The following is a 21,788-nucleotide window of genomic DNA, read 5'->3' as shown; positions in this document are numbered from 1 at the left end:
GCCTCGTCCACCCCGCGCACACCACGATGGACTGCGCGCACTGCGATGCGAGAGCCAAGCACGCTTTGCCGCTGGGTGAGCGCACCTACACCTGCGACGCGTGCGGAACCGTGTCCCCGCGGGACAAGAACTCCGCACGCGTGATGCTCGTCCGGGCTGGTCTCAACCCGGCTGGTGCCGATGGCGGAAGACCTCCTGGAGCGCTGCTCCAGGAGGCGGCCTGAGCCAGGAATCCCCTCCCTTCAGGGAGGGGAGGATTCAAACCCGTACGTCCAACAATCCGGAGATACGATCCGGCGGCACCGGCCGTGAGTACAGCCACCCCTGGCCGGTGTCGCAGCCGATCCGCCGCAGCCGCGCGGCCTGCGCGGACGTCTCCACGCACTCCGCCGTGACGGTCAGCCCCAGCCGGTGGGCGAGCTGGATCATCGCCTCGACGACGACCTCGTCGGCCGGGTTCGGCGCCACGCCCTCCCCCTCGTACTGGAAGCCCCGTACGAACGAACCGTCCAGCTTCAGCACCGACACCGGCAGCCGGCTGAGGTACGCCAGGTTCGAGTAGCCGGTGCCGAAGTCGTCGATGGCGATGTGCACGCCCATGTCGCTGAGCGCCTGGAGCGCCTGGAGAGGCCGGCCCGCCGAGCCCATCACCGCCGATTCGGTGAGCTCCAGTTGGAGCAGGTGCGGAGCCAGCTCCGTCTCCGCGAGGATCTCGGCCACGTCCGCGACCAGGTCGGAGTCCCAGACCTGACGTACCGCCACGTTCACGCTCACGAAGACCGGCGGTTCGTCCGGATGGCTCAACTGCCACTGTCGCGCCTGACGGCAGGCCGTGGCCAGCACCCAGCGGCCGAGCTGCACGATCGAGCCGTCCTCCTCGGCCAGTCCGATGAACCGATTCGGCGTCAACATGCCGAACTGCGGGTGGCTCCAGCGCACCAGGGCCTCGACGCCCCGCAGCCGGCCGTCCTCCATCCCCACCAACGGCTGGTACTCCAGCACGAACTCGCCGCGTTCGATCGCCGGGCGCAGGGTGGAGGCGAGGGCCTGCCGGGTCATCCGATGCGCGTTGCGCTCCGGGTCGAAGAGGGTCCAGCGGGCCTTGCCGTCGGCCTTGGCCCAGTACAGCGTGGTGTCCGCGGCCTGCATGAGCCCAGTCGCGCTGGTGCCCGCCGCCTGTCGTTCCACCACGCCGATCGAGGCCGACACCGACAGTCGCTGCCCGGCGATGTCGAAGGGCGCCTGGACCGCGTTCAGTACCGCCTCGGCGAGATCGGCGAGCTGTTCGGTGCCGGTGGAGTCCTCGACCAGGAGCGCGAACTCGTCGCCGCCGAGCCGGGCCACCAGGGGCGCGCTGACCCGTCCGACGCCGGCCTCCTCGGCGCACCGGGTGAGCCGGCCGGCGACGGCGGCCAGCAACCGGTCGCCGACCCGATGGCCCAGGGTGTCGTTGACGGCCTTGAAGCCGTCGAGGTCCAGGTAGCACAGGCCGACCCGGCCGGTGCCGGCCAGCTCGTACGCCTCCGCCTCCAGCGCGGCGGTCAGCCGTTCGAAGAACAGGGTGCGGTTGGGCAGCCGAGTCACCGGGTCGTGCATCTGCAAGTGCCTCAGGCGTGCCTGGAGTTCCCGGCGGGCGGTGATGTCGGTGACGGACAGCAGGACCGCGCCGGGTCCCTCTCCCGACAGGGGCGCGACCGTGACCTGGGCCCACAGGGACCGGCCGTCGGGTTGCTTGAGCCGACGGGAGCAGCGCAGCCTGGCCTGCCGGCCGCGCAGGACCTCCTGGTAGGCGTGCCAGGCGCGCGCGTCGGAGGCCAGGTCCACCAGGTCGGCGGCGATCCGTCCGGTCAGCGCGTCGGGTGGGCTGCCGAGCAGTTCGCCCAGCGTGGCGTTGGCGCTCACGACCAGGCCTTCGCGGTCCACGACGGCCATCGCGACCGGAGCGGCCGTGAATACCGAGCGGTAGCTCTGGGGCTCGGCACTGGCAGCCGTACGGGCATCACTCTCTGTGACGGCTGACCGGTCGAGGTCTGCCGCGGGCGTCGGCCCTTCGGACGTTCCGCTCACCGCTCGCTCCCGCAGTGCACTCGATCGCTGTCCGGCAGGAAAGTGTGCCGATCATAGAGGCTGCCCCATGACCCTTCCAGCCGCTGACCAGTGTCCCGGAACAACCTGCCCTTCTGACAGATCGTTTCTGCTCGGACTGTGGACATGTTCTTCAGGCGCCTGACCAGTTGTGACGTTCCGTGAGCGGTTCGAGGGTGTGGCATCTGACGGTCCTTCGGACATCTCACCCGTCTGGTGCAGATAAACAGGGCTTCAGAGGACAAAAGCACACAATATGGACGCGGTGTCCTGTGAACCGCTTCCGGAGGTCCCTGTGCCGCGTCCGTTTCCGCGCCCCCGACTGCGCAGTACCGCGGCCGTGTTCACCACCCTTTCGGCCCTTGCGGCGACCTCCCTCGTGACCGGCCCGTCGGTCGCCGAGCCGTTCCCGGCGGCGCCCTGCGCCCTGCAGCGCACCGAGGCCCATCACTCGGAGGGCGTGGGCACCTGGAACTCCGCGTATCCGCGTCCGACCCGCGAGCTGGACGCGGTGATGGTCTTCCTGTCCTTCCCGGACTCGGCACCGCTGACCACCCCGGACCAGCTGGCCGCCGACCATTTCCCGGCCACCAGCCGTTTCTTCCAGCGCGCCTCCTACGGCCGGTTCACCCTGCGCCCGCACCCGCTGCGGCACTGGATCCGGATGCCCCGGTCGTCGACGTCGTACGTCATGCGGCGTGACTGGAGCGCCCCGCACCGGGCCGCCTACCTGCGCGACGCGCTCGCCGCGGCCGACGCGCGGGTCGACTTCTCGCGCTACGACGTCGTGTACTTCGTCGCTGATCCGGACGCGCCCGGCGTGGACTCGGACGCGACGAAGGTGGTGAACATGGACACCCCGCTGCGCGCCGACGGGACGGACATCCGGCGGGTCGTGACGGTGTTCGAGCAGCACCCGCCGGACCGGCTGGTTCTCGCCCATGAGACCGGGCACGTCTTCGACCTGCCGGACCTGTACCACCGGCCGACGGACGGCAAGGGCGACTGGGACACGTTCGTCGGCGACTGGGATCTGATGGGCAGCCAGTTCGGGCTGGCGCCGGATCTGTTCGGCTGGCACAAGTGGAAGCTGGGCTGGCTGGAGTCCAGGCAGGTGACGTGCGTACAGCGGAGCGGCCCGACGTGGCTGACCTTGGAGCCGCTCGGCGCGGGCCCGGGGGCGCCGGCCGTGGGCGCCGCCGGGGCCCCCGCCTTCGGGCTGGGCAGCGGGACCAAGCTCGCGGTCGTCCGTACCGGAGTCGACAGCGCGCTCGCCTTCGAGGTGCGCGGGCCGGTGGGCAACGACACGACGGCCTGCCGTCCGGGCGTCCTCGTCTACCGGGTGAGCGGCACGGCGGAGTCCGGCCGTGGGCCGGTCGAGGTGATCGACGCCCATCCGCGCACCGACGCCTGCTGGGAGACCTCCGTCTACCCACCCCTCGCGGACGCCCCGGTCGCCCTCGGCGAGAGCTTCAGAGTCCCCGGCGAGAACATCCGCGTGGAGGCGGAGGGCCGCACGGCCTCGGGAGCGTGGACGGTGAAGATCACGGTCGGCTGACCACCCGCCCACACGGCTCGCTCGACCTGCGGTCACCTACCCCGCGCGCTCGTCCGGCGGTCACATGCCGCGCTCGACCTGCGGCCCGCATGGCTCGCCCGACCTGAGGTCACATCGCCGCTCGGTCCGCAGTCACGCGGCTCGCCCGACCTGCGGTCACATGCCCGCTCGACCTGCGGCCCGCATGGCCTGCTCGACCTGCGGTCACATCGCCGCTCGACCTGGGGTCGCATCGCCGCTCGGTCCGGGGCACATGGCCTGGCTCGTCCGGCGGTCACATGTCGCGTCGACCTGGGACATATCGCCACTCGGTCCGCGCTCACATGCCTCGCTCGTCCAGCGATCACATGCCCGCTCGGCCTGCGGCGACGTGCCCCGCTCGACCTGCGGTCACATACCCCGCTCGACCTGGGATCACGTGGCCCCTCGACCTGCAGTCACATGCTCCACTCGGTCCGCGCTCACATGCCTCGCTCGTCCAGCGATCACATACCCGCTCGGCCTGCGGCGACGTCCCCCGCTCGACCTGCGGTCACATACCCCGCTCGGCCTGCGGTCACATACCCCGCTCGACCTGGGATCACGTGGCCCCTCGACTTGCGGTCACATGCCCCACTCGGCCCGCGCCCACGTGCCCTCTCGACCAACGGCACCATGACCCCGGCCATGGGGGTGTGGGTGGCGAAGCCCCCACCACGCGCGGCGAAGCCGCGCAAAAACAACGATGGCGAGACCGGTTCGCGCTTTCCGCGAACATGCCTCGCCATCGCCAACGTGCGCCGCCAGGGACTCGAACCCCGGACCCGCTGATTAAGAGTCAGCTGCTCTAACCAACTGAGCTAGCGGCGCCTGCTGACGTCGTAGACCTTAGCACCCTGATCGGCGGGAGGAAAAATCGATATCCGTACGGCCGCACGGGCCGCCCGGACGGCTGCCCAGAGCAGGATTTCCGGGCCCGGCAGCCAGGGGCGACGGGTGTCCGGGGCGACCAGCCAGCGCGACTCGGGGCGGCCCGGGGAGCCGTCGGAGGCCATGGGTGCGGGGACGGTCACCGCGTCGCCGTTGCCGTGGCACAGCAGTGGTGGGATGGCTCCGGTGCGGCCGGACTCCTCCCAGTGCAGCAGTGAGGGCAGTCGCTGGGCCGTGCCGGGCGCGGCGAACAGCAGCATGCGGCCCCGGAACGCCGCGACCGGCCCCGACCCCGGGCCTTCCGCCCACAGGCGGTCGACCATGCGGCGCCCGAAGACGGCGGGCGCGCCGACCACGTCGAAGGTGGAGCCGCAGGGCAGGACGACCGGCGCGTCGGGTCGCTCCTCCCAGAGCGCCAGGGTGCTGCGCGGGTACGTTCCGGCGGAGGCGAGCCAGGCGGCGCCCTCCGGGGTCGCACCCGAGACGTCGGAGCGGGCGGAGTGGGGCTGCTCGCGTGTGCTGCTCATGACCCATAGATCTACAGGGCGTGAGTGTGCCGTTCCTGAGGGTTGCCGGAAATCGGGACGGGGAGGGCGGTGAGGGGGTATCTTGCCCGCAACTTGCCCGCCTGGCATATGCCCACCCGTATCTCGGTGAGGTGCCTCACACGGGGTCGGCGGACCCCCGGCCCTCGATGCCGCCGCGCATCAGGTCGCGTCCGAACTCGACCATCTTCTTCGCGTAGTCCTCGGTCCACTCGGCCCGCGCGGCGATGTCCGCCGGGGTCAGCCGGTCGAAGCGGCGGGGGTCCGCCAGCTGGGCCGCGGCGATCGCCTGGAACTCCATGGCACGGTCGGTCGCCGCCCGGAACGCGTGCGTCAGCTCGGTCGCACGGGCCAGGAGTGCGCGGGGGTCGTCGATGGACTCCAGGTCGAAGAAGTGCTCCGGATCGGCGGCCGCCTGCGCGGGCTCGAAGAGCAGGGGCGCGGGGCGTAGCCGCGGTTCGTTCCGACGCGGCGTGGGCTCCGCCATGTCTTCTCCTCCTCGTACGTCACGGATGACCCGTCTCGGCTCGGGCCACCGTCCATTCTCCCGCGCCCACGCAAGTGGGCCGGGCGTCTTGGGTCATGCCCTCGCACGCCCCGCTGATATCAAGGGCCCCACGACGCACGATGTTCCCGCGGACGGGCACACCCCACCGGTCACGGCCTCCAGGTCACCCGGTGTTCCGTCAGGTGTGCGAGTACCGCGTGGTTCGCTTCCCACCCGTCCGGGAACTTCACCACCGTTCCCAGCTGGACCGGTTCCGTCGACGGGTAGTCGTCCAGGAGGTCGGTGACGCCTGCTCGGCAGACGACGATGCAGGCGTGCCGGTGGCGGGAGGCCAGCACGCACAGGCGGCCGGTTTCCAGGTGGAACGCGGTCGCGTCGGGGCGGCCGGAGAGCGGGTGGAGGACGACGGTGACGTCGAACTCGCGGCCCTGGAGGCGGTTCGCCGTGTCGACGGTGACGTCCGTGACGCCGAGTTCGGTGAGCGCCGCGCGGGCCGCCGCCGCCTGGTCGCGGTGGGCCGTGCCGACGGCGACCCGGTCGGCGGTCAGCGGGGCCGGGTCGGGTCCGCGTTCCGACGTGGCCGCGCCGCCCCGGTCCAGCAGCCGGCGTACGACCGTGGCCACGGCCCGGACCGCTTCGGGGTCCGTCCGCGGGGTGTGCCGCGCGGGCAGCTCCAGCAGGCCCCAGCCCGACCGGGCGGCCTCGTCGATCACCTTGTCGGGGCCCGATCCGTCGGAGGGGACCGCGAAGGCGAGGCGGCGGTCGTCGTGGTCCGTGCCGCTGCGGAAGGGGGTGTAGGGATAGAACGCGTCGGAGACCAGTGGCGCGGCCGACGCCGGGAGCCGCCAGGACACCGGCAGGCGATGCTGCGGCAGCTCGGGGTTGTGCGCGAGCAGGGTCGTCACGGCGGAGGCGGAGGGGTCGTACGACAGGCCCGCCCACTGCTCGCTGCCGACGATCGCGAACGGGTCCAGCTGGCCCGGGTCGCCCACGAACAGCGCCCGCTCGAAGAGACCCGCCACGGCGAGCAGCGCGTCCGAACGCATCTGGTAGGCCTCGTCGACGATCGCATGCCGCCATGGCTCGTCGACCTTCACGTGCCCCCACTTGGCGGCCGTCGAGATCACCACCGCCAGCCCGACGAGATCGCCCGCCTTCGACGACTTGCGTACGCCCGGCAGGTCGTCCAGCGCCTTGTCGTACGGGTCGCTGTCGCTGCTGTGCAGCCGTCCCACCGGAAGGTCGGGGTTCTTCTCGGCGAGCCGCAGCACCAGGTCGTCGACCTGGGCGTTGGTCTGCGCGACCACCATCAACGGCCGACCGGCGTCGGCGAGTTCGAGCGCGGCACGGACGACGAGGGTGGACTTCCCGGCGCCCGGCGGTGAGTCGACGACGACACCGCGGTGGGTGCCGTGCAGGGTGTCGTGGAGGATCGCACCGGTGGCGCGGGCCGCGAGGGCTCCGGGGTCGAAGTCCCGGGTGGTCACAGGACGTCCTCCTGGGTCATCGGGTCGGGATCGGGCACCGTCGCCTCGCCCGGCGGTCCGCCGTGTGTCCACGGGGTGTCCTCCGGGTCGGGCAGCTTCGCCCCGCCGCGCTGCTCGTGTTCGAAGAGGGTGAAGCAGAGCCGGTCGCCCTTCTCCGGCACGGAACCGGGCTCGGGCTCCTTGCCGCGGCCCATCTTGTCGACGATCCGCAGGACCAGAACTCCCTCGTCCTCCTGCCCGACGAACTCCGCCGCCTGCGGCTTGCCGCCCAGCGCGCGGTACACCCTGGCCCGCTCGCCCAGGTGCGGCCGGTCGTCGGTGCGGATGGTGACCAGCGGGCGGGGGCTGGGCCGCTTTCCCTCGCTGTACGCCATGACGACGTCCGTGACCTCGCCCGCGAACGCCTCCCCGGCCAGCCGTCGTCCGGCCATCACCAGCGGGTCGTCCAGGGCCTCCTGGGCGTCCAGCCGGGCCTGCTCACGCTCCCGGGCGGCCAGTTTGTTCGCGGCGGTGACCGCGTCGTCGCGGCGCGGCTGCGGGGGCTCGCCGGCCAGTACGCGGTCGCGGTGGGCGGTGAACGACCAGCGGTCGCGGGTCCACCGCTCCTCGACGTGCGCGCCCTCCGGCAGCGCCCGCAGCAGGTCCAGGCCCCGCCACACCGCGTCCCAGGTGGGGCGCGTCCGGCTCTCGACGAGAGCGCGCAACTCGCGCTCGGCGGTGGTGAGGATGCCGAGCCGGTCGTCGGCCTGCGGGCCGTCCTCGGCGGCGGCGAGGGCGGTGCGGGCACGGTCGTAGCGCTCGATGGCGGGGGCCAGCAGCTTGTTGTCGAACGCCGGGTCGGTGGCCGGGCCGGCGGGCGGGCACACCAGCTGCCCCTGCTCGTCCCGGTGGAGTTCGGCCCTGAGGGCGGCGTCGGCGCCCAGGACGCCCTCGGGCGGGGCGATCCAGGAGAGCAACGCGCCCAGGTGCTGGTCCTCCAGGGTGGACTGGCCCGTCGACCAGTGCCGGGCGAGTACGTCCGTCATGGCGAGCAGCAGCGAGGAGCCGGGCACCCGGGCACGCTCCCCGAAGTGGGTCAGCCACCGGCCGAGCAGGGGCAGCCGGGGCGGAGCGGGGTAGGGCGTCTCGGGGTCCTGTTCCGCCGTACGCCGAAAGCGCATGGAGCGCCCCAGCAGCCGGACGAAGTCGACTCCCGCGCGGCTGGGCACGATCAGCTGCGGGGCGTCGGTGCACAGGTCCACCTCGACCTTGACGCGCTTGCCGGTCTCCGGGTCCGTCTCGGTGCGTTCGGCGGCCTCCACGGAATCGGCGTGGGCGTCGACGTACGGCAGGACGACGTCGGCCAGTTCGGCGAGGAACGCGAACCGGAGGTCGCGGTCGCGGGGCTGCGGTACGACCAGCAGTCGGGGGGCGTCCCGGTCGGTGCCCACCAGGGCGCCGAGCGGGGCACCGGCCTCACCGGCGGTGGTGAGCGGCACGAAGACGAGCGGCCGCTCGGACAGCCTTCGGTGCCGGACGGTCGCGGCGGGCTGGGCGCGGCCGGTGCTGACGGCTTCGAGGCGGGCCAGGGTGGCGATCAGTGACATGCGGCCCCCTGACGGCTGCCCAGTGCTTCCGCCCTCAGCTCGGCGGCTCTCCGGAGCGCGGCCACCGCCGGGTCGTCCGGGTCCCCGGCCTCCCCGCGGGCCGCCGCCAGGACGTCCTCGACGGTGCTGAGGCCGCCCAGTTCGGCGCGGACCGAGCGGCCCAGGGAGGTCACGGCGCCCGCGGTGCGGGACCGCTCGCGGCAGTGGAAGGCCAGCTCGCAGGCCGACAGGCACTCCGGCGCGTACGTCGCCGGGACCGCCTCGACGGCGGCCGTCAGTTCCTCGGCCGGCAGTTCGGGGGCGAAGCAGACGCCCTCGGGGAGGGCGTCTGCGATGTCCTGGAGACGGGTCAGCCGGGCCAGCTGGCGGGCGGTCACCGCGCGCTGCTTGCGGATGTCGACGGCGGACGCGGTGGCCAGGTTGGAGAAGTCCTTCGGGCAGACCAGCAGCACATGGTGACGCACCCGCGGCACCGGATCCATGCGGGCGGCGAGCTCCTCCAACGCCAGGACGTACACCGCGGACTGCCGGGCCGCGGCGCCGACCTTCGCCGGGTCCGCGGAGCCGTCCAGCATCGGGAAGGACTTGATCTCCACGACCGTCCAGCTGCCGTCCGGGTGCACGACCACCGCGTCCGGCTCCAGGAAGGCGGGCGAACCGGCGACGTCGAGCGCCAGCATGGGGTGGTCGAGCAGCGTCCAGCCCCCGGCCTCGGTCGCCTCGCGCAGGGCGAGGGCGGTGCGCGCGGTGCGCCCTTCGGGGCCGATCGCGGTGAGTTCGGGCATCTGGGCGTGCGAAGGCGGTTCGGCCGCCCGGTCCAGCTTCTCGTGCACCAGCCGCAGCAGCTCCGCGCCGCCGTCCGACTTGACCCGGGCCTCGAAGGCGTTGCCCCGGGTCAGGGCGAACTGTGACTGCCCGAAGGCCGACGGGGCGCCCAACGCGCTCGCCAGCACCGTCTTGTTCACCCCCGCGCCGTCGAGGATCGCGCGCCGCTCGCACCCGGGGTTGGCGGCGAGCGCCGCCAGGGCGCGCGCGTCCAGGGCCTTCGCCGGGACGTCGGGACCGCGCAGCTCAGCGAGCCGGTGCCGGAGCGCCGTCTCCCGCGTCCGTGGGGGAGGCACTTGGCTCGGCTCCGCCTGCGAACCGGGAATCGCGCTGCCGTGGAATGTGCTCACCCGCGGAAGTCTGGCATCCGGCACTGACAATTGAGGCATGTGCGCTGGGAGCGCCCCCGGAGACGACCGTGAAACGGGCCCGCAGTCGCGTCCCCGCACGCTCCGCGACCCGCGTGACATGGGGCGCGAGAAGCAGCCCGGCGCCCATCACCACCGCGCCCGCGACCGCGTCCAGGAAGTAGTGGTTCGCGGTGCCCATCACCACGATCGTCGTCACCAGCGGATAGACGACACCGGCGGTCTTCGCGGCCCGCGTCCTGCCGTGGCGCCACAGCATCACTCCGCACCACAGCGCCCAGCCCACGTGCAGACTCGGCATGGCCGCGTACTGGTTGGTCATACCGCCGAGGCCGCGCGGGGCGCTCGCCTCGCCGCCCCACCAGCCGTACGAGCTGTACTGGGCCATGGTGTCCACGAACCCGTGGCTCTCGGAGAGCAGTCGGGGCGGGCAGGTCGGCAGCAGGGTGAAGCCGATCAGGCCGATGAAGGTGGACGTCATCAGCCAGGTGCGGGCCGCGCGGTAGCGCACGGCGTGCGACCTGAACAGCCAGACCAGGACGGCGGGCGTGACCACGTAGTGCAGTGAGGCGTACCAGAAGTCGGCCGGTACGCCCAGCCAGGCCTCGTTGGTGAACAGCCGGTTGAGGGGGTGTTCGGCGTTGATGCGCAGGACCTTCTCGACCCGCAGGATCGTCAGACCATGGTCGACGGCACCGCTGACGTCGCCGCGCGCCAGCAGCCGCCCCGCCGTGTAGCAGGCGTACACCAGGAGGATCAACGGCAGCTCGGTCCACCAGCGCAACCGGGTGTCCGGGGCCGCCTCGATGCCTGGTGTCACGGTCTGCGGCATCCGATCGCCCTCCCCCTTCGTCTCGCCCGCCCGGTCGTGTCGTTCCGGTCGTGTCACTTTACGGCGTATGCCCGCGCCCGTGTGGAGCGGCCCCGGCCCTGAAAGACGCAGAGATCGCCCGCCGGGTTGCCACCGCGGGGGGTGCGCGATGATGGGGGGACTCCACTGCCAGTTCCCCCGGAAAGGTCCCCCCATGGCACCGCGCATCCTGCTGGCCCGGCACGGACAGACGCAGTGGTCGCTGTCCGGCAAGCACACCGGCAGGACCGATGTGCCGCTCCTGGAGGAGGGCCGGCGCGGCGCCAAGCTGCTCGGGGAGCGCCTGCGCCGGGCACCGTTCGACGGGCTCGACGGGGTCGAGGTGCGCACCAGCCCGCTGGCACGCGCGCGGGAGACCTGCGAACTCGCCGGCTTCGGTGACCGGGCGAGCGGCTGGGACACGCTCATGGAGTGGGACTACGGCGCCTACGAGGGCCTGACCCCGCAGGAGATCCAGGCCCTGCGGCCCGGCTGGCTCATCTGGCGCGACGGCGTACCGGACGGCGAGCCGCTCGCCGAGGTGACGGCCCGGGCGGACGAGGTGGTCGCGTGGGCGCGCCAGACGGACCGGGACGTGCTGGTGTTCGCGCACGGGCACATCCTGCGGTCCATCGGCGCGCGCTGGCTCGGTCTGCCGCTGGACTTCGCGGCGCGGCTCCGGCTGAACCCGACGTCGCTGTCGGTACTGGGCTGGGCGTACGGCGAACCGGCGATCGAGAGCTGGAACGACCTGGGGCACCTTTTCTGACGCCGGTCGCCCGCTCATGCGGTACGCGGCAACGAGCCGTGCCGCTCCAGGAACGTCGACACTCCCGACGCCCGTCGGTGCGGCCGCAGCACCCTCGCGGTGCCCGCCAGCATCGTCTGGATGCGTGACGACTGCACCTCCTGCAGCAGGTCCAGCACCTTCATGCCGGCCGCCGCGGCCTCGTCGGGGCTGCCTCCGCGCGCGAGGTCGTCCGCCAGTTCCGCCGTGTACAGGGCGATGTTCCTGGTGAAGTGCGGGTCCTGGAGCTGTGCCGCCCGACGCGCGTGCCGGGCCGCGCGGCGCCAGTCGCCCAGGGTCGACCAGCACTGGGCCTCCAGGCCCTCCAGTTCGGCCTCGCCGTAGAAGCTCATCCACTCGGGGTCGGCGTCCGAGGGGCCTCGCTCGTAGAGGGCCTGGGCCCGGGCCAGGGCCTGTTCGCAGCCGGTGCGGTCGGCGAGTCCGGCCCAGCCGCCCGCCTCGCGCAGCGCGAGCAGCGACATCAGCCGGGCGGAACCCAGGGGGCGCCCGACGCGTTGCGCGGCCTGGGCTGCGCGCACCGCCTCGCGTGGCCGGCCGGCGTCTCTGGCGAGGAACGCGGTGTTGCAGAAGGCGTGCGCCTCCAGGGCGTCGTCGCCGCTCACCCGGGCGGTCGCCAGGGCCTCCGCGTAGTGCGAGCGCGCGTCGTCGAAGCGTCCCGAGTCGTGGGCCAGCCAGCCCACCGAGATGGCCAGTTCACCGGCGCCCGAGTGGAGCCGTTCGGCGGTCCGCTGCCGGGTCACTCCGGCGTCCAGCAGCGCGTACGCGGCGCGCAGTGGGGCGGCCGCGCGCCGGTAGAGGCCGTCCGCGCCGTGCCGGTCGTCCAGCAGCCGGATTCTGCGGACCGCCTCCTCGAGCGCGTTCGCGTGGCTCCCGCCGACCCTGCGGACCGGACGGCCCGCGGCCGCGGCGTCGAAGGCGAGCCCCAGGGGGCTCAGCGAGGCGGCGGCCACCGTGGCGCCTGAGCTGGTCATGAATGCGCGACGCAGCACGTCGCTCTCCTCGTTGTCGTGCGTCTCGTACGGGCTGTGTGCGCCGTACGGGTCCGGTGTGTCCTGCGTGTCATACGGCTCATCCGCCCCTCGCGTCTCACCTGTGGCATATGCCGTATTCGTGGGGCCCGAAGGGGTCGCGTCCTCGGACGTGCGTGGCCGGCGTCCGCGTACGGACGAGCGGGTCGCGAACCCGAGGTCGGTGAGCGTGCGGCCCGGGAACATGTGCAGGAACACCCGTTCGTACGCGTAGTTGGGGCAGCGGATCTCGCCCGCCTCGACCCGGCCGACATAGCGCGCGTCGCAGCTCACCTGCTCGCCGATCTCACGGGCTGCCCGCCGTACCGCCGCGGCGAACTCGGCCGGCGAGCGCTGGCCGCGCAACCGCCGGAACGCGAGGTTCGGCCGTGGCGGGCCGGGGGGCTGGGACGAGGTCACCGTTGACGACGTCATGGCCGGGTCCTCTCGTGCGAACCGTCGAACCATGCCGGAAGCGAGGTGGGCCGGGGTGAGTTGTCCGCGTGACACCCTGTTTCCAGCGGGCAAGAACGTACCTGCTGTGTGCGTCCCGCCACGCAGAGTTTGGTTGCAAACCGGATATCTCCTACTTGATCTGCCATGAACTGCCATCCTTTGCGGCGGACTTCGGCCGTAGCCGTTGACGTCTCGCCGCGTTGAACCCCGTGGACCGGGAGCCGCCCGACTCCCGACCCGTTCGTTGGAGGAGGGTTTCGTGGTGGAGGCCGGCATGGAGATCAGTCAGAGCGTCGATCCGCGTACGTCGACCGTGGCCGGTGAGCCCCCTTCCTGCCCGGACAGCGCGTGCGATCTCGTCACGGTGCCGGCGCGGCAGGGGCTGGAGGCGGTCGACATCCTGCGCCGGGGGGTGGGCGACGCGGTGGGGCCGGTACTGCACGACGACGGCTGCGACACGCTGGGATTCCTGGTGCCGTCGGGGACCGCCGAGGCCTGGGACGTGCCGGGCAGCACCTGTACGCAGACGGACGGGGGGCTGCGACTGAGACCGTTGCTGCCCTCCGGAGAGGCCGACCTTGCGACGGACCCGGCGGTGCTGCGGGCGGCGCTGGGGGAGGCCGCGCGGTTGATCGAAGCGGTGGACAACTGCAGCTGACCTCGAGGCGAGCTGGTTATCCGACGAGCCGTCGCCACGAGTCGCACCCGGTGTTGTCATGAGCTCGTTGAGCCGCCCCGTCGATCGGGCCCTGATAATGGCGCAATGGGAAAGTCCAGGAAGCCCAGGCGCACCGGCGCCGCCGACGAGGCGCTCGTCGAGGCCGTCGACGGTGGGCTCGCCGAACTGATCCCCGACCGGGATCGGGCGCGGGCCTGGACCCTGCTCATCGACGGCGCCCCGCAGTCGCACGTCGACCTGGACGATCCGGCGTATCTGTCCTTCGAGTACCAGCGACGGCTCGGACATGTGATCGACCTGGTCGCCCCGCCCGGCCGCCCCGTGCACGCCGTGCACCTCGGCGGCGGCGCGCTGACCCTGGCCCGGTATGTCGCCGCCACCCGCCCCCGCTCCACCCAGCAGGTCGTCGAGCGCGACGCGGCCCTGGTCCAACTGGTCCGCCGCCGGTTGCCGGTGGCCCCCGCCGCGCGCATCCGGGTCAGGTCGACGGACGCCCGCGAAGGCCTCGCCAAGGTGCCCGACGGCTGGGCCGACCTGGTCATCGCCGATGTGTTCAGCGGCGCCCGTACCCCGGCCCACCTCACCTCGACCGAGTTCCTCGGTGAGGTCCGCCGGGCGCTGAAGCCGGACGGTCTTTACGCCGCGAATCTCGCCGACGGGCCGCCGCTGGCCCACCTGCGCGGGCAGATCGCCACCGCGGCGGCCTGTTTCCCGGAACTCGCGCTGGTCGCCGACCCGACGGTGCTGCGCGGCAAGCGCTTCGGCAACGCGGTCCTGGTCGCCTGCGACCGGCCGCTCCCGCTCGCCGAACTCACCCGTCGCGCCGCCTCCGACCCGCACCCCGGTCGGGTCGAACACGGCAGGTCGCTCACCGACTTCACGGGCGGAGCGCTACCGGTGACGGACGCGGTCGCGGTGGCGTCGCCCGCGCCACCGCCGTCCGCCTTCCGGTGACTCGTCAACTCTCGTCTGTGCCGACCAACGCAGTACAGCCGTCGGCCGCACACCGTTGATCGGCGTCGCCGCCGACCGGTCGCCTTCGCCCAGGTCAAGGGCCCGGCCGGGTCGTCGATCCACGGTCACGAAGGCGTTCGCCACCCGCAGATGATCACTGTCCACCTAAAGGTGGGCAATCATGTCGATTACGTTTCGACAAATGAACGCAGCGGCTCTTGACGCCTGAGTGAACAGGGGCTGTTATGGCGCCATCGTGTTCGGTCAAGTTGATTTCTGGTCGATTGAGATCAGCTTTCAGCCAGTCTCACCCCGTGGCCGAACCCTGCCCTCAGGAGCCGTTCATGCACGACCTCTCTCCCTCCGGACTCTCATCCTCCGCCCCGAGCCGTCGCGCCCTGCTGCGCGGCATCGGCGGTGCCGCCGTCCTCGGCGCCGGGATACCCCTGCTGAGCGCGTGCGGCGGCAGCAGCACGGCTTCCGACTCGAAGACGGTCACCGTCGGCTCCAACGCGTCCGACGCGGTGCCGAAGAAGGCCTTCGCCGACATCTACGCCGCCTTCAAGAAGCAGTCCGGGATCACGGTCGACGTGAACACCAAGGACCACAACACCTTCCAGGAGCAGATCAACTCGTACCTCCAGGGCACCCCGGACGACGTCTTCAACTGGTTCGCCGGCTACCGCATGCAGTTCTTCGCGGCCAAGAAGCTCGCCACCCCGATCGACGACGTGTGGGCGAAGATCGGGGACAACTTCCCCGACGCGATGAAGAAGCTCAGCAAGGGCGAGGACGGCAAGTACTACTTCGTGCCGCTGACCACGTACCCGTGGGCGATCTTCTACCGCAAGAGCGTCTTCCAGCAGCACGGCTACACCGTCCCCACCACCTGGGACCAGCTGGTCGCCCTGTGCAAGCAGATGAAGAAGGACGGCCTGGTCCCGATCGCCTTCGGCGACAAGGACGCCTGGCCGGCGATGGGCACCTTCGACCAGATCAACTTCCGCACCAACGGCTACGACTTCCACGTCGACCTGATGGCCGGCAAGGCCGCCTGGACGGACCCCAAGGTCAAGGCCGTCTTCGACCACTGGGCCGAGCTGCTGCCCTACCACCAGGACGGCTTCATGGGCCGCACCTGGCAGGACGCCGCGCAGACCCTGGTGTCGAAGAAGGCCGGCATGTACCTGCTGGGCTCCTTCGTGGCGCAGCAGTTCACCGTCAAGGCCGACCTGGACGACCTCGACTTCTTCGCCTTCCCGGAGATCAACCCGGCGTACGGCCAGGACACCGTCGAGGCGCCCACCGACGGCTTCATGGTCAGCAAGGCCCCGAAGAACCACGACGGTGTCGTGAAGCTGATGGAGTACCTGGGCAGCCCCGCGGCCGAGCAGACCTACCTCAAGGCCGACCCGAGCGTGGTCGCCGCCTCCAACAAGGCCGACACCTCCGCGTACTCGCCGCTGCAGAAGAAGGCGTTCGAGATGATCGGCGGCGCCAAGAGCCTCACCCAGTTCATGGACCGTGACTCCCGGCCGGACTTCACCTCCACCGTGATGCAGCCCGGTCTGCAGAAGTTCCTCCAGAACCCCAAGGGCGTCGACGGCCTGTTGGCGTCGATCGAGCGCCAGAAGAAGACGATCTTCGCCTCCGCATGACCATCGACACCTCCCCGAGGAACCCGGAGGCGGCCGCCGTGCCGCCTCCGGGTCCCGCGCTTGCCAAGAAGCGGGTCCCGCAGGGACACAAGCGTCTGCTGACCCGCCGTGACCGCGTCACCCTCGCCGTCATGGCGGGCGTGCCGACGGTCCTGCACGTGGCCCTGGTCTGGGTCACCGCCCTCGCCTCCATCGCCCTGGCCTTCACCTCCTGGGACGGCATCGGCTTCAGCTCGATCAAGTGGGTCGGCCTGGACAACTTCCGTCAGTTGTTCACCGACAACCCGCAGTTCTGGCCCGCCGTCCAGCACAACATCATCTGGTTCGTCGCCCTCATCCTGATCCCGACGCCCTTCGGCCTGTTCCTGGCCGTGCAGCTGGACAAGAAGATCCGCTTCAGCCGCGTCTACCAGACCGCCTACTTCCTGCCGGTCGTGGTGTCGCTGGCCGTCACCGGGTTCGTCTGGCAGCTCGTCTACAACCCCGACACGGGCCTGATCAACAGCCTCATCGGCGCCAACAAACCCGGCCACTACATCGACTGGATCGGCAACCCGCACCTCAACCTGTGGGCCGTGCTGATCGCCGCGTCCTGGCGGCACGCCGGCTACATGATGATCCTTTACCTGGCCGGTCTGAAGGGCGTCGACCCTTCCCTGCGCGAGGCCTCCTCGCTGGACGGCGCGAATGAGTGGCAGACGTTCAAGAACGTCATCTTCCCCACCCTGCGCCCCACCAACACGGTCGTCCTGGTGGTCACCATCATCGAGGCCCTGCGCGCCTTCGACCTCGTCTTCGTCTTCAACAAGGGCGCCCAGGGCACCGAGCTGCTGTCGATCCTGATCACCAACAACATCATCGGCGAGTCCAGCCGGATCGGATACGGCTCGGCGATCGCGGTCGTCCTGCTGGTGATCTCCCTGGCCGTGATCATCCCCTACCTGATCGCGACCTTCCGCAAGGAGCGGCGCGCATGAGCACAGCTGTCGTGACCAAGCAGCGCACCCCCGTGCGCCCGGCCCGGGTACTGCTGCACACCTTCCTCGTCGGCACCTCGCTGGCCTGGCTCGCCCCGCTGCTGTGGTCGGTCTACGCGGCCCTGCGGCCGTACTCGGAGACCAGCAACAAGGGCTATGTCTCCTGGCCGGACAAGCTGAACTTCGACAACTTCACGAACGCCTTCACGCAGTCCGACATGCTGCACTACTTCGGCAACACGCTGATCATCGCCGTCCCCGCGGTGCTGCTGACGCTGTTCCTGTCGTCGATGGTCGCGTTCTACGTCAGCCGCTTCGACTTCCGGCTCAACATCTTCCTGCTGCTGGTGTTCACGGCCGGCAACCTGCTGCCCCAGCAGGTCATCATCACCCCGCTGTACCGCATGTACCTGCTCATCGACCTGCCCGGCATCACCATGAGCGGCAAGCTGTACGACTCCGCGCTCGGCCTGGTGCTCATCCACATAGCGTTCCAGTCCGGCTTCTGCGCATTCGTGCTGAGCAACTACATGCGCATGCTCCCGCACGAGCTGACCGAGGCCGCGCTCGTCGACGGCGCCTCCGTGTGGCGGATGTACTGGCAGATCGTGCTGCCGCTGTGCAAGCCCGCGATGGCCGCCCTGGCCACCCTGCTCTCCATCTGGATCTACAACGACTTCTTCTGGGCCATCGTCCTGATCTCCACCGGCGAGAACATGCCGATCACCTCCGCCCTCAACAACCTCTCCGGCCAGTACTTCACCGACCCCAACCTGGTCGCCGCGGGCGCCCTGCTCACCGCGATCCCCACCCTGATCGTCTACTTCGCGCTCCAGCGGCAGTTCGTCAGCGGTCTGACCCTGGGCGCCAACAAGGGCTGACATCCGGGAACAACCGAGAGTAACCCGGAGCAACCGAGAACAACCCGGAGCAGCCGGGAGCAACCGGGGCGCGGCACCCCCCGTCGGATGCCGCGCCCCTTCCCCCGCTTCCCCCTGGGATGTGGTCAGTCCGTCGCCGCCAGGGGCGGCAGCTCCGCCAGGTTCACCGGCGGCAGCGTGCCCGAGCGGGCGGCCCGGGCGTACCAGTGGGCGCTCGACTTGGGGGTGCGGGCCAGGGTGGCGTAGTCGACGTGGATCGCGCCGAAGCGCTTGCCGTAGCCGTAGGCCCACTCGAAGTTGTCCATGAGGGACCAGAGGTAGTACCCGCGGACGTCGGCGCCGTCGGTGATGGCGCGGCGGATCGCGGACAGGTGGCCGTGGAGGTAGGCGATCCGCTCGGGGTCGTGGACGCGGCCGTCCGAGTCGGGCTTGTCGTCGTAGGCCGCGCCGTTCTCGGTGATGTAGATCGGCAGGCCCGGGGCCTCGCGGGTGTAACGCATGATCAGGTCGTGCAGGCCGGTCGGGTCGACCGTCCAGCCCATCTCCGTGCGCTCGCCCGGCGTCTGGTGGAAGGCGACGTCGTCCGCGCCGGGCCAGGGCGAGAAGGAGCTGGAGCCGTGGCCGTCGGCGCGCGGGCCGCTCGCGTGCGGGTCCGCCGCCGAGACCAGCGCCGGGGTGTAGTAGTTGAGGCCCAGCGCGTCCAGGGGCTGCCTGATGGCCGCCAGGTCGCCGTCCTGGACGTGGGACCAGTCCGTGATCAGCTCCGTCGCGGCGTACAGGGTCTCCGGGTACGCGCCGTGCAGCATGGGACCGTGGAAGACGCCGTTGGCCAGGTCGTCGATCTTCCGCACCGCCGCCAGGTCCGACGGGTCCGGCGAGAACGGCCGTACCACCGAGGAGTTGAGGCTCACCGCCACCGAGTTGCGGGCCGGCATCACCGAGCGCAGGGCCGTGGTGCCCAGCCCGTGAGCCAGGTTCAGGTGGTGTGCCGCCCTGAGGGAGGCCGCCGGGTCCGTGCGGCCGGGCGCGTGCACACCGGAGCCGTAACCGAGGAACGCGCTGCACCACGGCTCGTTGAGCGTCATCCAGTGCTCCACCCGGTCCCCGAGCGCCTCACCGACGATCTGCGCGTACTCCGCGAAGCGGTACGCCGTGTCGCGCTCCGGCCAGCCGCCCGCGTCCTCCAACTCCTGCGGCAGGTCCCAGTGGTAGAGAGTGACGGCCGGCTTGATGCCGTGCGCGAGCAGCTCGTCGACCAGCCGCCGGTAGAAGTCCAGGCCCCGCTGGACCGCCGGACCGCGGCCCGTCGGCTGCACCCGCGGCCAGGAGACCGAGAAACGGTACGCGCCCAGGCCGAGCTCCGCCATCAACGCCACGTCGTCGCGGTAGCGGTGGTAGTGGTCGACAGCGATGTCACCGTGGTCGCCGTCGGCCGTCTTGCCCGGCGTATGACTGAAGGTGTCCCAGATGGAGGGCGTACGGCCGTCCTCCCGCACCGCTCCCTCGATCTGGTACGCGGAGGTCGCGGCGCCCCAGAGGAAGGCGGGCGGAAAGGTCACCGGTGTGCCCGGCGTTTCGGACTCAGTCATGGAAGCGCTCCCATTGGAGGTCGAGGAGACCGACGAGTGGATGGGGGGAGGGGAGAGGAAGAGGAAGAAGAAGGGAAGGAAGAAGGGGCTGGGACGACGGTGGCCCAGCCCCTGGGAAAGTTGGCCTAGCCCTTCACGGCGCCCTGCATGATGCCGCCCACGATCTGCTTGCCGAAGATCGCGAAGACCAGCAGCAGCGGCAGCGTGCCCAGCAGCGCGCCCGCCATGATCAGGGACTGGTCGGGCGTGTAGCCACGGCCCAGGGCCGCCACCGCGACCTGGACGGTCGGGTTGCCGGTCTGGGTCAGGACCAGGAACGGCCACAGGAAGTCGTTCCAGGTCTGCACGAACACCAGCATGCCGAGCACGGCCATGGCCGGCCGGGCCGCCGGGAACACCACGTGCCACACCACCCGCCAGCTGCTCGCGCCGTCGACCCGGGCGGCCTCGATGATCTCGTCCGGCAACGCCTGGATCAGGTACTGCCGCATGAAGAACACCCCGAAGGCGCTCACCAGCGACGGGAAGATGACCGCCTGCAACTGGTCGGTCCAGTCCAGCTTGGCGACCATCATGTACAGCGGGATCACGCTCAGCTGCGGCGGCACCATCATCGTGCCGATCACGATCAGCATCATCGCGCCACGGCCCCGGAACCGCAGTTTGGCGAAGGCGAACCCGGCGATCGTCGACAGGAAGACGACGGTCGCCGCCGAAACCCCCGCGACCACCGTGGTGTTGAAGAACGCCTCGCCCAGATTGGCGTCGGTCCACGCCACTTCGATGTTGTCGAAGAGGTTGCCGCCGAACCAGAACGGCGGCGGGGTCTGCGCCAGCCGGTTGTTGTCGCGCGAGGCGGCGATCGCCGACCACACCAGGGGGAACAGCGAGACGATCGTGAACAGGATGAGGATCGCGTACGCGATCGGGCCACCGTGCAGCTGCCCGCCGGCCCGCGCGGCCTTGGGCAGGCGCGGGCGCCGGGGAGGTTTGTCCACGGGCTTCGGGTCGGCGGGAGTCAACGTAGTCGTCACGGCCGGAACTCCTTAACTACTGGCGCGCAGCCGGCGCGAGATGACGTAGTTGATGACGCCGATGACGATCAGCATCAGGAACATCGTCCAGGCGATCGCCGAGGCGCGGCCCAGGTGCTGGGCGACCCAGCCCTGCTCGTACAGGTACAGGCCGAGGGTCTGGAACTGGTGTTCCGCGCCGCCGGACGTGCCCTTGTTGGCGTCGAACAGCAGCGGCTCGCCGAAGACCTGGCTCGCCCCGATCGTCGACACCACGCATGTGAACAGGATCGTCGGACGCAGCGCGGGCACCGTCACATGGATGAACTGCTGCCAGCGGCTGGCTCCGTCGAGGGCCGCCGACTCGTACAGGTCGTGCGGGATCGCCTGCATCGCGGCGAGGTAGATCAGCGCGTTGTAGCCGGTCCAGCGCCAGATGATGATCGACGACACGGCGATCTGCGAGGGCCACTTGTCGTTCTGCCAGTCGACTGGATCGATGCCGAAGGCGTCGAGCGCCCAGTTGATCATGCCGTAGTCGCGGCCGAAGAGCATCACGAACACCAGCGAGGCGGCGGCGATCGAGGTCGCGTACGGCGCGAGCATCGCGACCCGGAAGAAGGTCGAGGCCCGCAGCTTGTAGTTGAGGATGTGGGCGATGCCCATCGCCATCAACAGCTGCGGAACGGTGGAGATGACGCCGATCGTCAGGGTGTTCTTCGCCGCGTTCCAGAAGAACTCGTCGTCGAAGATCCGGGTGTAGTTGCGCAGCCCCACCCAGTTCATGTCGGTCGGCGCGGTCAGCTCCACCTGGTGCAGCGAGGCCCAGCCCGTGTAGAGCAGCGGGAACAGGCCGAACGCGACGAACAGCAGGAAGAACGGGGAGACGAAGGCGTACGGGCTCCAGCGGATGTCCCGCTGCCAGCGCCGGGACAGCCGGGCGCGCTTCTGCAGCGCCGCGGCGGAGTCGTTCCCGGGCGGGCGGCCCGGGGCCGCGCCCCCCTCCTTCACGGGGGGCGCGGCGGTGTCGGGACGGGTGGTCATA

The 21,788-nt window shown here is 70.9% G+C and carries 19 protein-coding genes and 1 tRNA gene; 8 read left to right on the top strand and 12 right to left on the bottom strand.

What is annotated here, in order from left to right:
* On the top strand, nt 1–224 hold a 224-nt coding region (locus ABZ027_RS23680; protein ID WP_356771454.1), incomplete at its 5' end, for a zinc ribbon domain-containing protein.
* 34 nt (nt 225–258) lie between these two features.
* Here the strand turns inward: ABZ027_RS23680 and ABZ027_RS23675 are convergent.
* Nucleotides 259–2,067, bottom strand: a complete 1,809-nt coding sequence (locus ABZ027_RS23675; RefSeq protein ID WP_356771452.1) for an EAL domain-containing protein — start codon at nt 2,065–2,067, stop codon at nt 259–261.
* Nucleotides 2,068–2,341: 274 nt separating this feature from the next.
* Here ABZ027_RS23675 and ABZ027_RS23670 point away from each other — a divergent pair, with 274 nt between their 5' ends.
* Nucleotides 2,342–3,643, top strand: a complete 1,302-nt coding sequence (locus tag ABZ027_RS23670) for a M6 family metalloprotease domain-containing protein (RefSeq protein WP_356771450.1) — start codon at nt 2,342–2,344, stop codon at nt 3,641–3,643.
* A gap of 775 nt (nt 3,644–4,418) precedes the next feature.
* Here ABZ027_RS23670 and ABZ027_RS23665 read toward each other — a convergent pair.
* The 7 genes from ABZ027_RS23665 to ABZ027_RS23635 all read right to left on the bottom strand — a co-directional run bounded on the left by ABZ027_RS23665 (nt 4,419) and on the right by ABZ027_RS23635 (nt 10,703).
* Nucleotides 4,419–4,492: transfer RNA gene (locus tag ABZ027_RS23665), tRNA-Lys, on the bottom strand.
* Entirely contained in the window at nt 4,483–5,079 is a 597-nt protein-coding gene (locus tag ABZ027_RS23660; protein WP_356771448.1) for a bifunctional DNA primase/polymerase, read from the bottom strand. The genes ABZ027_RS23665 and ABZ027_RS23660 overlap by 10 nt, the downstream gene beginning before the upstream one ends.
* Nucleotides 5,080–5,215: 136 nt before the next feature.
* A complete protein-coding gene (locus ABZ027_RS23655; RefSeq protein WP_356771446.1) occupies nt 5,216–5,584 on the bottom strand; it encodes a hypothetical protein in 369 nt (122 codons plus the stop codon).
* 170 nt (nt 5,585–5,754) lie between these two features.
* Entirely contained in the window at nt 5,755–7,092 is a 1,338-nt protein-coding gene (locus ABZ027_RS23650) for an AAA domain-containing protein (protein WP_356771444.1), read from the bottom strand.
* Nucleotides 7,089–8,678, bottom strand: coding sequence for a hypothetical protein (locus tag ABZ027_RS23645; RefSeq protein ID WP_356771442.1), 1,590 nt, complete (start codon nt 8,676–8,678; stop codon nt 7,089–7,091). The genes ABZ027_RS23650 and ABZ027_RS23645 overlap by 4 nt, the downstream gene beginning before the upstream one ends.
* Nucleotides 8,669–9,799: a hypothetical protein gene (locus tag ABZ027_RS23640; protein WP_356771440.1), complete on the bottom strand. Its 1,131-nt coding sequence runs from the start codon at nt 9,797–9,799 to the stop codon at nt 8,669–8,671. Before ABZ027_RS23640 ends, ABZ027_RS23645 begins: the two co-directional genes overlap by 10 nt.
* A complete protein-coding gene (locus tag ABZ027_RS23635) occupies nt 9,750–10,703 on the bottom strand; it encodes a phosphatase PAP2 family protein (protein WP_356771438.1) in 954 nt (317 codons plus the stop codon). Before ABZ027_RS23635 ends, ABZ027_RS23640 begins: the two co-directional genes overlap by 50 nt.
* 193 nt (nt 10,704–10,896) lie before the next feature.
* On the opposite strand from ABZ027_RS23635, the gene ABZ027_RS23630 reads away from it, so the two are divergent.
* A complete protein-coding gene (locus tag ABZ027_RS23630; protein ID WP_356771436.1) occupies nt 10,897–11,490 on the top strand; it encodes a histidine phosphatase family protein in 594 nt (197 codons plus the stop codon).
* A gap of 14 nt (nt 11,491–11,504) precedes the next feature.
* Here the strand turns inward: ABZ027_RS23630 and ABZ027_RS23625 are convergent, their stop codons facing one another.
* On the bottom strand, nt 11,505–12,971 hold the full coding sequence (locus ABZ027_RS23625) for a tetratricopeptide repeat protein (RefSeq protein WP_356771434.1): 1,467 nt from the start codon (nt 12,969–12,971) through the stop codon (nt 11,505–11,507).
* Nucleotides 12,972–13,266: 295 nt separating this feature from the next.
* Here ABZ027_RS23625 and ABZ027_RS23620 point away from each other — a divergent pair, with 295 nt between their 5' ends.
* The 5 genes from ABZ027_RS23620 (at nt 13,267) to ABZ027_RS23600 (ending at nt 18,141) form a co-directional block, all read left to right on the top strand.
* Nucleotides 13,267–13,650, top strand: a complete 384-nt coding sequence (locus ABZ027_RS23620) for a hypothetical protein (RefSeq protein WP_356771432.1) — start codon at nt 13,267–13,269, stop codon at nt 13,648–13,650.
* 105 nt (nt 13,651–13,755) lie between these two features.
* On the top strand, nt 13,756–14,625 hold the full coding sequence (locus ABZ027_RS23615; protein WP_356771430.1) for a fused MFS/spermidine synthase: 870 nt from the start codon (nt 13,756–13,758) through the stop codon (nt 14,623–14,625).
* Nucleotides 14,626–14,969: 344 nt separating this feature from the next.
* The gene (locus ABZ027_RS23610; RefSeq protein ID WP_356771428.1) at nt 14,970–16,283 is read left to right on the top strand and encodes an ABC transporter substrate-binding protein; all 1,314 of its coding nucleotides are present in this window, start codon (nt 14,970–14,972) and stop codon (nt 16,281–16,283) included.
* Nucleotides 16,280–17,260 (top strand): sugar ABC transporter permease, encoded by a 981-nt coding sequence (locus tag ABZ027_RS23605; protein WP_356771426.1) that lies wholly within the window; start codon nt 16,280–16,282, stop codon nt 17,258–17,260. The genes ABZ027_RS23610 and ABZ027_RS23605 overlap by 4 nt, the downstream gene beginning before the upstream one ends.
* Nucleotides 17,257–18,141, top strand: coding sequence for a carbohydrate ABC transporter permease (locus ABZ027_RS23600; RefSeq protein ID WP_356771424.1), 885 nt, complete (start codon nt 17,257–17,259; stop codon nt 18,139–18,141). The genes ABZ027_RS23605 and ABZ027_RS23600 overlap by 4 nt, the downstream gene beginning before the upstream one ends.
* Nucleotides 18,142–18,266: 125 nt before the next feature.
* Here the strand turns inward: ABZ027_RS23600 and ABZ027_RS23595 are convergent, their stop codons facing one another.
* The 3 genes from ABZ027_RS23595 to ABZ027_RS23585 all read right to left on the bottom strand — a co-directional run bounded on the left by ABZ027_RS23595 (nt 18,267) and on the right by ABZ027_RS23585 (nt 21,787).
* Entirely contained in the window at nt 18,267–19,730 is a 1,464-nt protein-coding gene (locus ABZ027_RS23595) for a GH1 family beta-glucosidase (RefSeq protein ID WP_356771422.1), read from the bottom strand.
* Between the two features lie 125 nt (nt 19,731–19,855).
* A complete protein-coding gene (locus tag ABZ027_RS23590; RefSeq protein WP_356771420.1) occupies nt 19,856–20,764 on the bottom strand; it encodes a carbohydrate ABC transporter permease in 909 nt (302 codons plus the stop codon).
* A 12-nt stretch (nt 20,765–20,776) separates the two neighbouring features.
* Nucleotides 20,777–21,787 (bottom strand): sugar ABC transporter permease, encoded by a 1,011-nt coding sequence (locus tag ABZ027_RS23585; protein WP_356771418.1) that lies wholly within the window; start codon nt 21,785–21,787, stop codon nt 20,777–20,779.
* Between the last annotated feature and the right edge of the window lies 1 nt (nt 21,788).

The organism is Streptomyces sp. NPDC006332 (assembly GCF_040612855.1).
In the GTDB taxonomy this organism is placed as follows: Bacteria; Actinomycetota; Actinomycetes; order Streptomycetales; family Streptomycetaceae; genus Streptomyces.
The sequence above is the reverse complement of the archived record's forward strand: the minus strand, read 5'-3'. Positions and strand labels throughout refer to the sequence as shown.

Bases quoted from the DNA above. Each gene is read 5' to 3' on its own strand.
- ABZ027_RS23600 (WP_356771424.1), top strand. From the start codon at position 17,257: ATGAGCACAGCTGTCGTGACCAAGCAGCGCACCCCCGTGCGCCCGGCC.
- ABZ027_RS23655 (WP_356771446.1), bottom strand. From the start codon at position 5,584: ATGGCGGAGCCCACGCCGCGTCGGAACGAACCGCGGCTACGCCCCGCG.
- ABZ027_RS23660 (WP_356771448.1), bottom strand. From the start codon at position 5,079: ATGAGCAGCACACGCGAGCAGCCCCACTCCGCCCGCTCCGACGTCTCG.
- ABZ027_RS23625 (WP_356771434.1), bottom strand. From the start codon at position 12,971: ATGACGTCGTCAACGGTGACCTCGTCCCAGCCCCCCGGCCCGCCACGG.
- ABZ027_RS23595 (WP_356771422.1), bottom strand. From the start codon at position 19,730: ATGACTGAGTCCGAAACGCCGGGCACACCGGTGACCTTTCCGCCCGCC.
- ABZ027_RS23630 (WP_356771436.1), top strand. From the start codon at position 10,897: ATGGCACCGCGCATCCTGCTGGCCCGGCACGGACAGACGCAGTGGTCG.
- ABZ027_RS23670 (WP_356771450.1), top strand. From the start codon at position 2,342: ATGGACGCGGTGTCCTGTGAACCGCTTCCGGAGGTCCCTGTGCCGCGT.
- ABZ027_RS23645 (WP_356771442.1), bottom strand. From the start codon at position 8,678: ATGTCACTGATCGCCACCCTGGCCCGCCTCGAAGCCGTCAGCACCGGC.
- ABZ027_RS23635 (WP_356771438.1), bottom strand. From the start codon at position 10,703: ATGCCGCAGACCGTGACACCAGGCATCGAGGCGGCCCCGGACACCCGG.
- ABZ027_RS23610 (WP_356771428.1), top strand. From the start codon at position 14,970: ATGCACGACCTCTCTCCCTCCGGACTCTCATCCTCCGCCCCGAGCCGT.
- ABZ027_RS23615 (WP_356771430.1), top strand. From the start codon at position 13,756: ATGGGAAAGTCCAGGAAGCCCAGGCGCACCGGCGCCGCCGACGAGGCG.
- ABZ027_RS23585 (WP_356771418.1), bottom strand. From the start codon at position 21,787: ATGACCACCCGTCCCGACACCGCCGCGCCCCCCGTGAAGGAGGGGGGC.
- ABZ027_RS23620 (WP_356771432.1), top strand. From the start codon at position 13,267: ATGGAGATCAGTCAGAGCGTCGATCCGCGTACGTCGACCGTGGCCGGT.
- ABZ027_RS23605 (WP_356771426.1), top strand. From the start codon at position 16,280: ATGACCATCGACACCTCCCCGAGGAACCCGGAGGCGGCCGCCGTGCCG.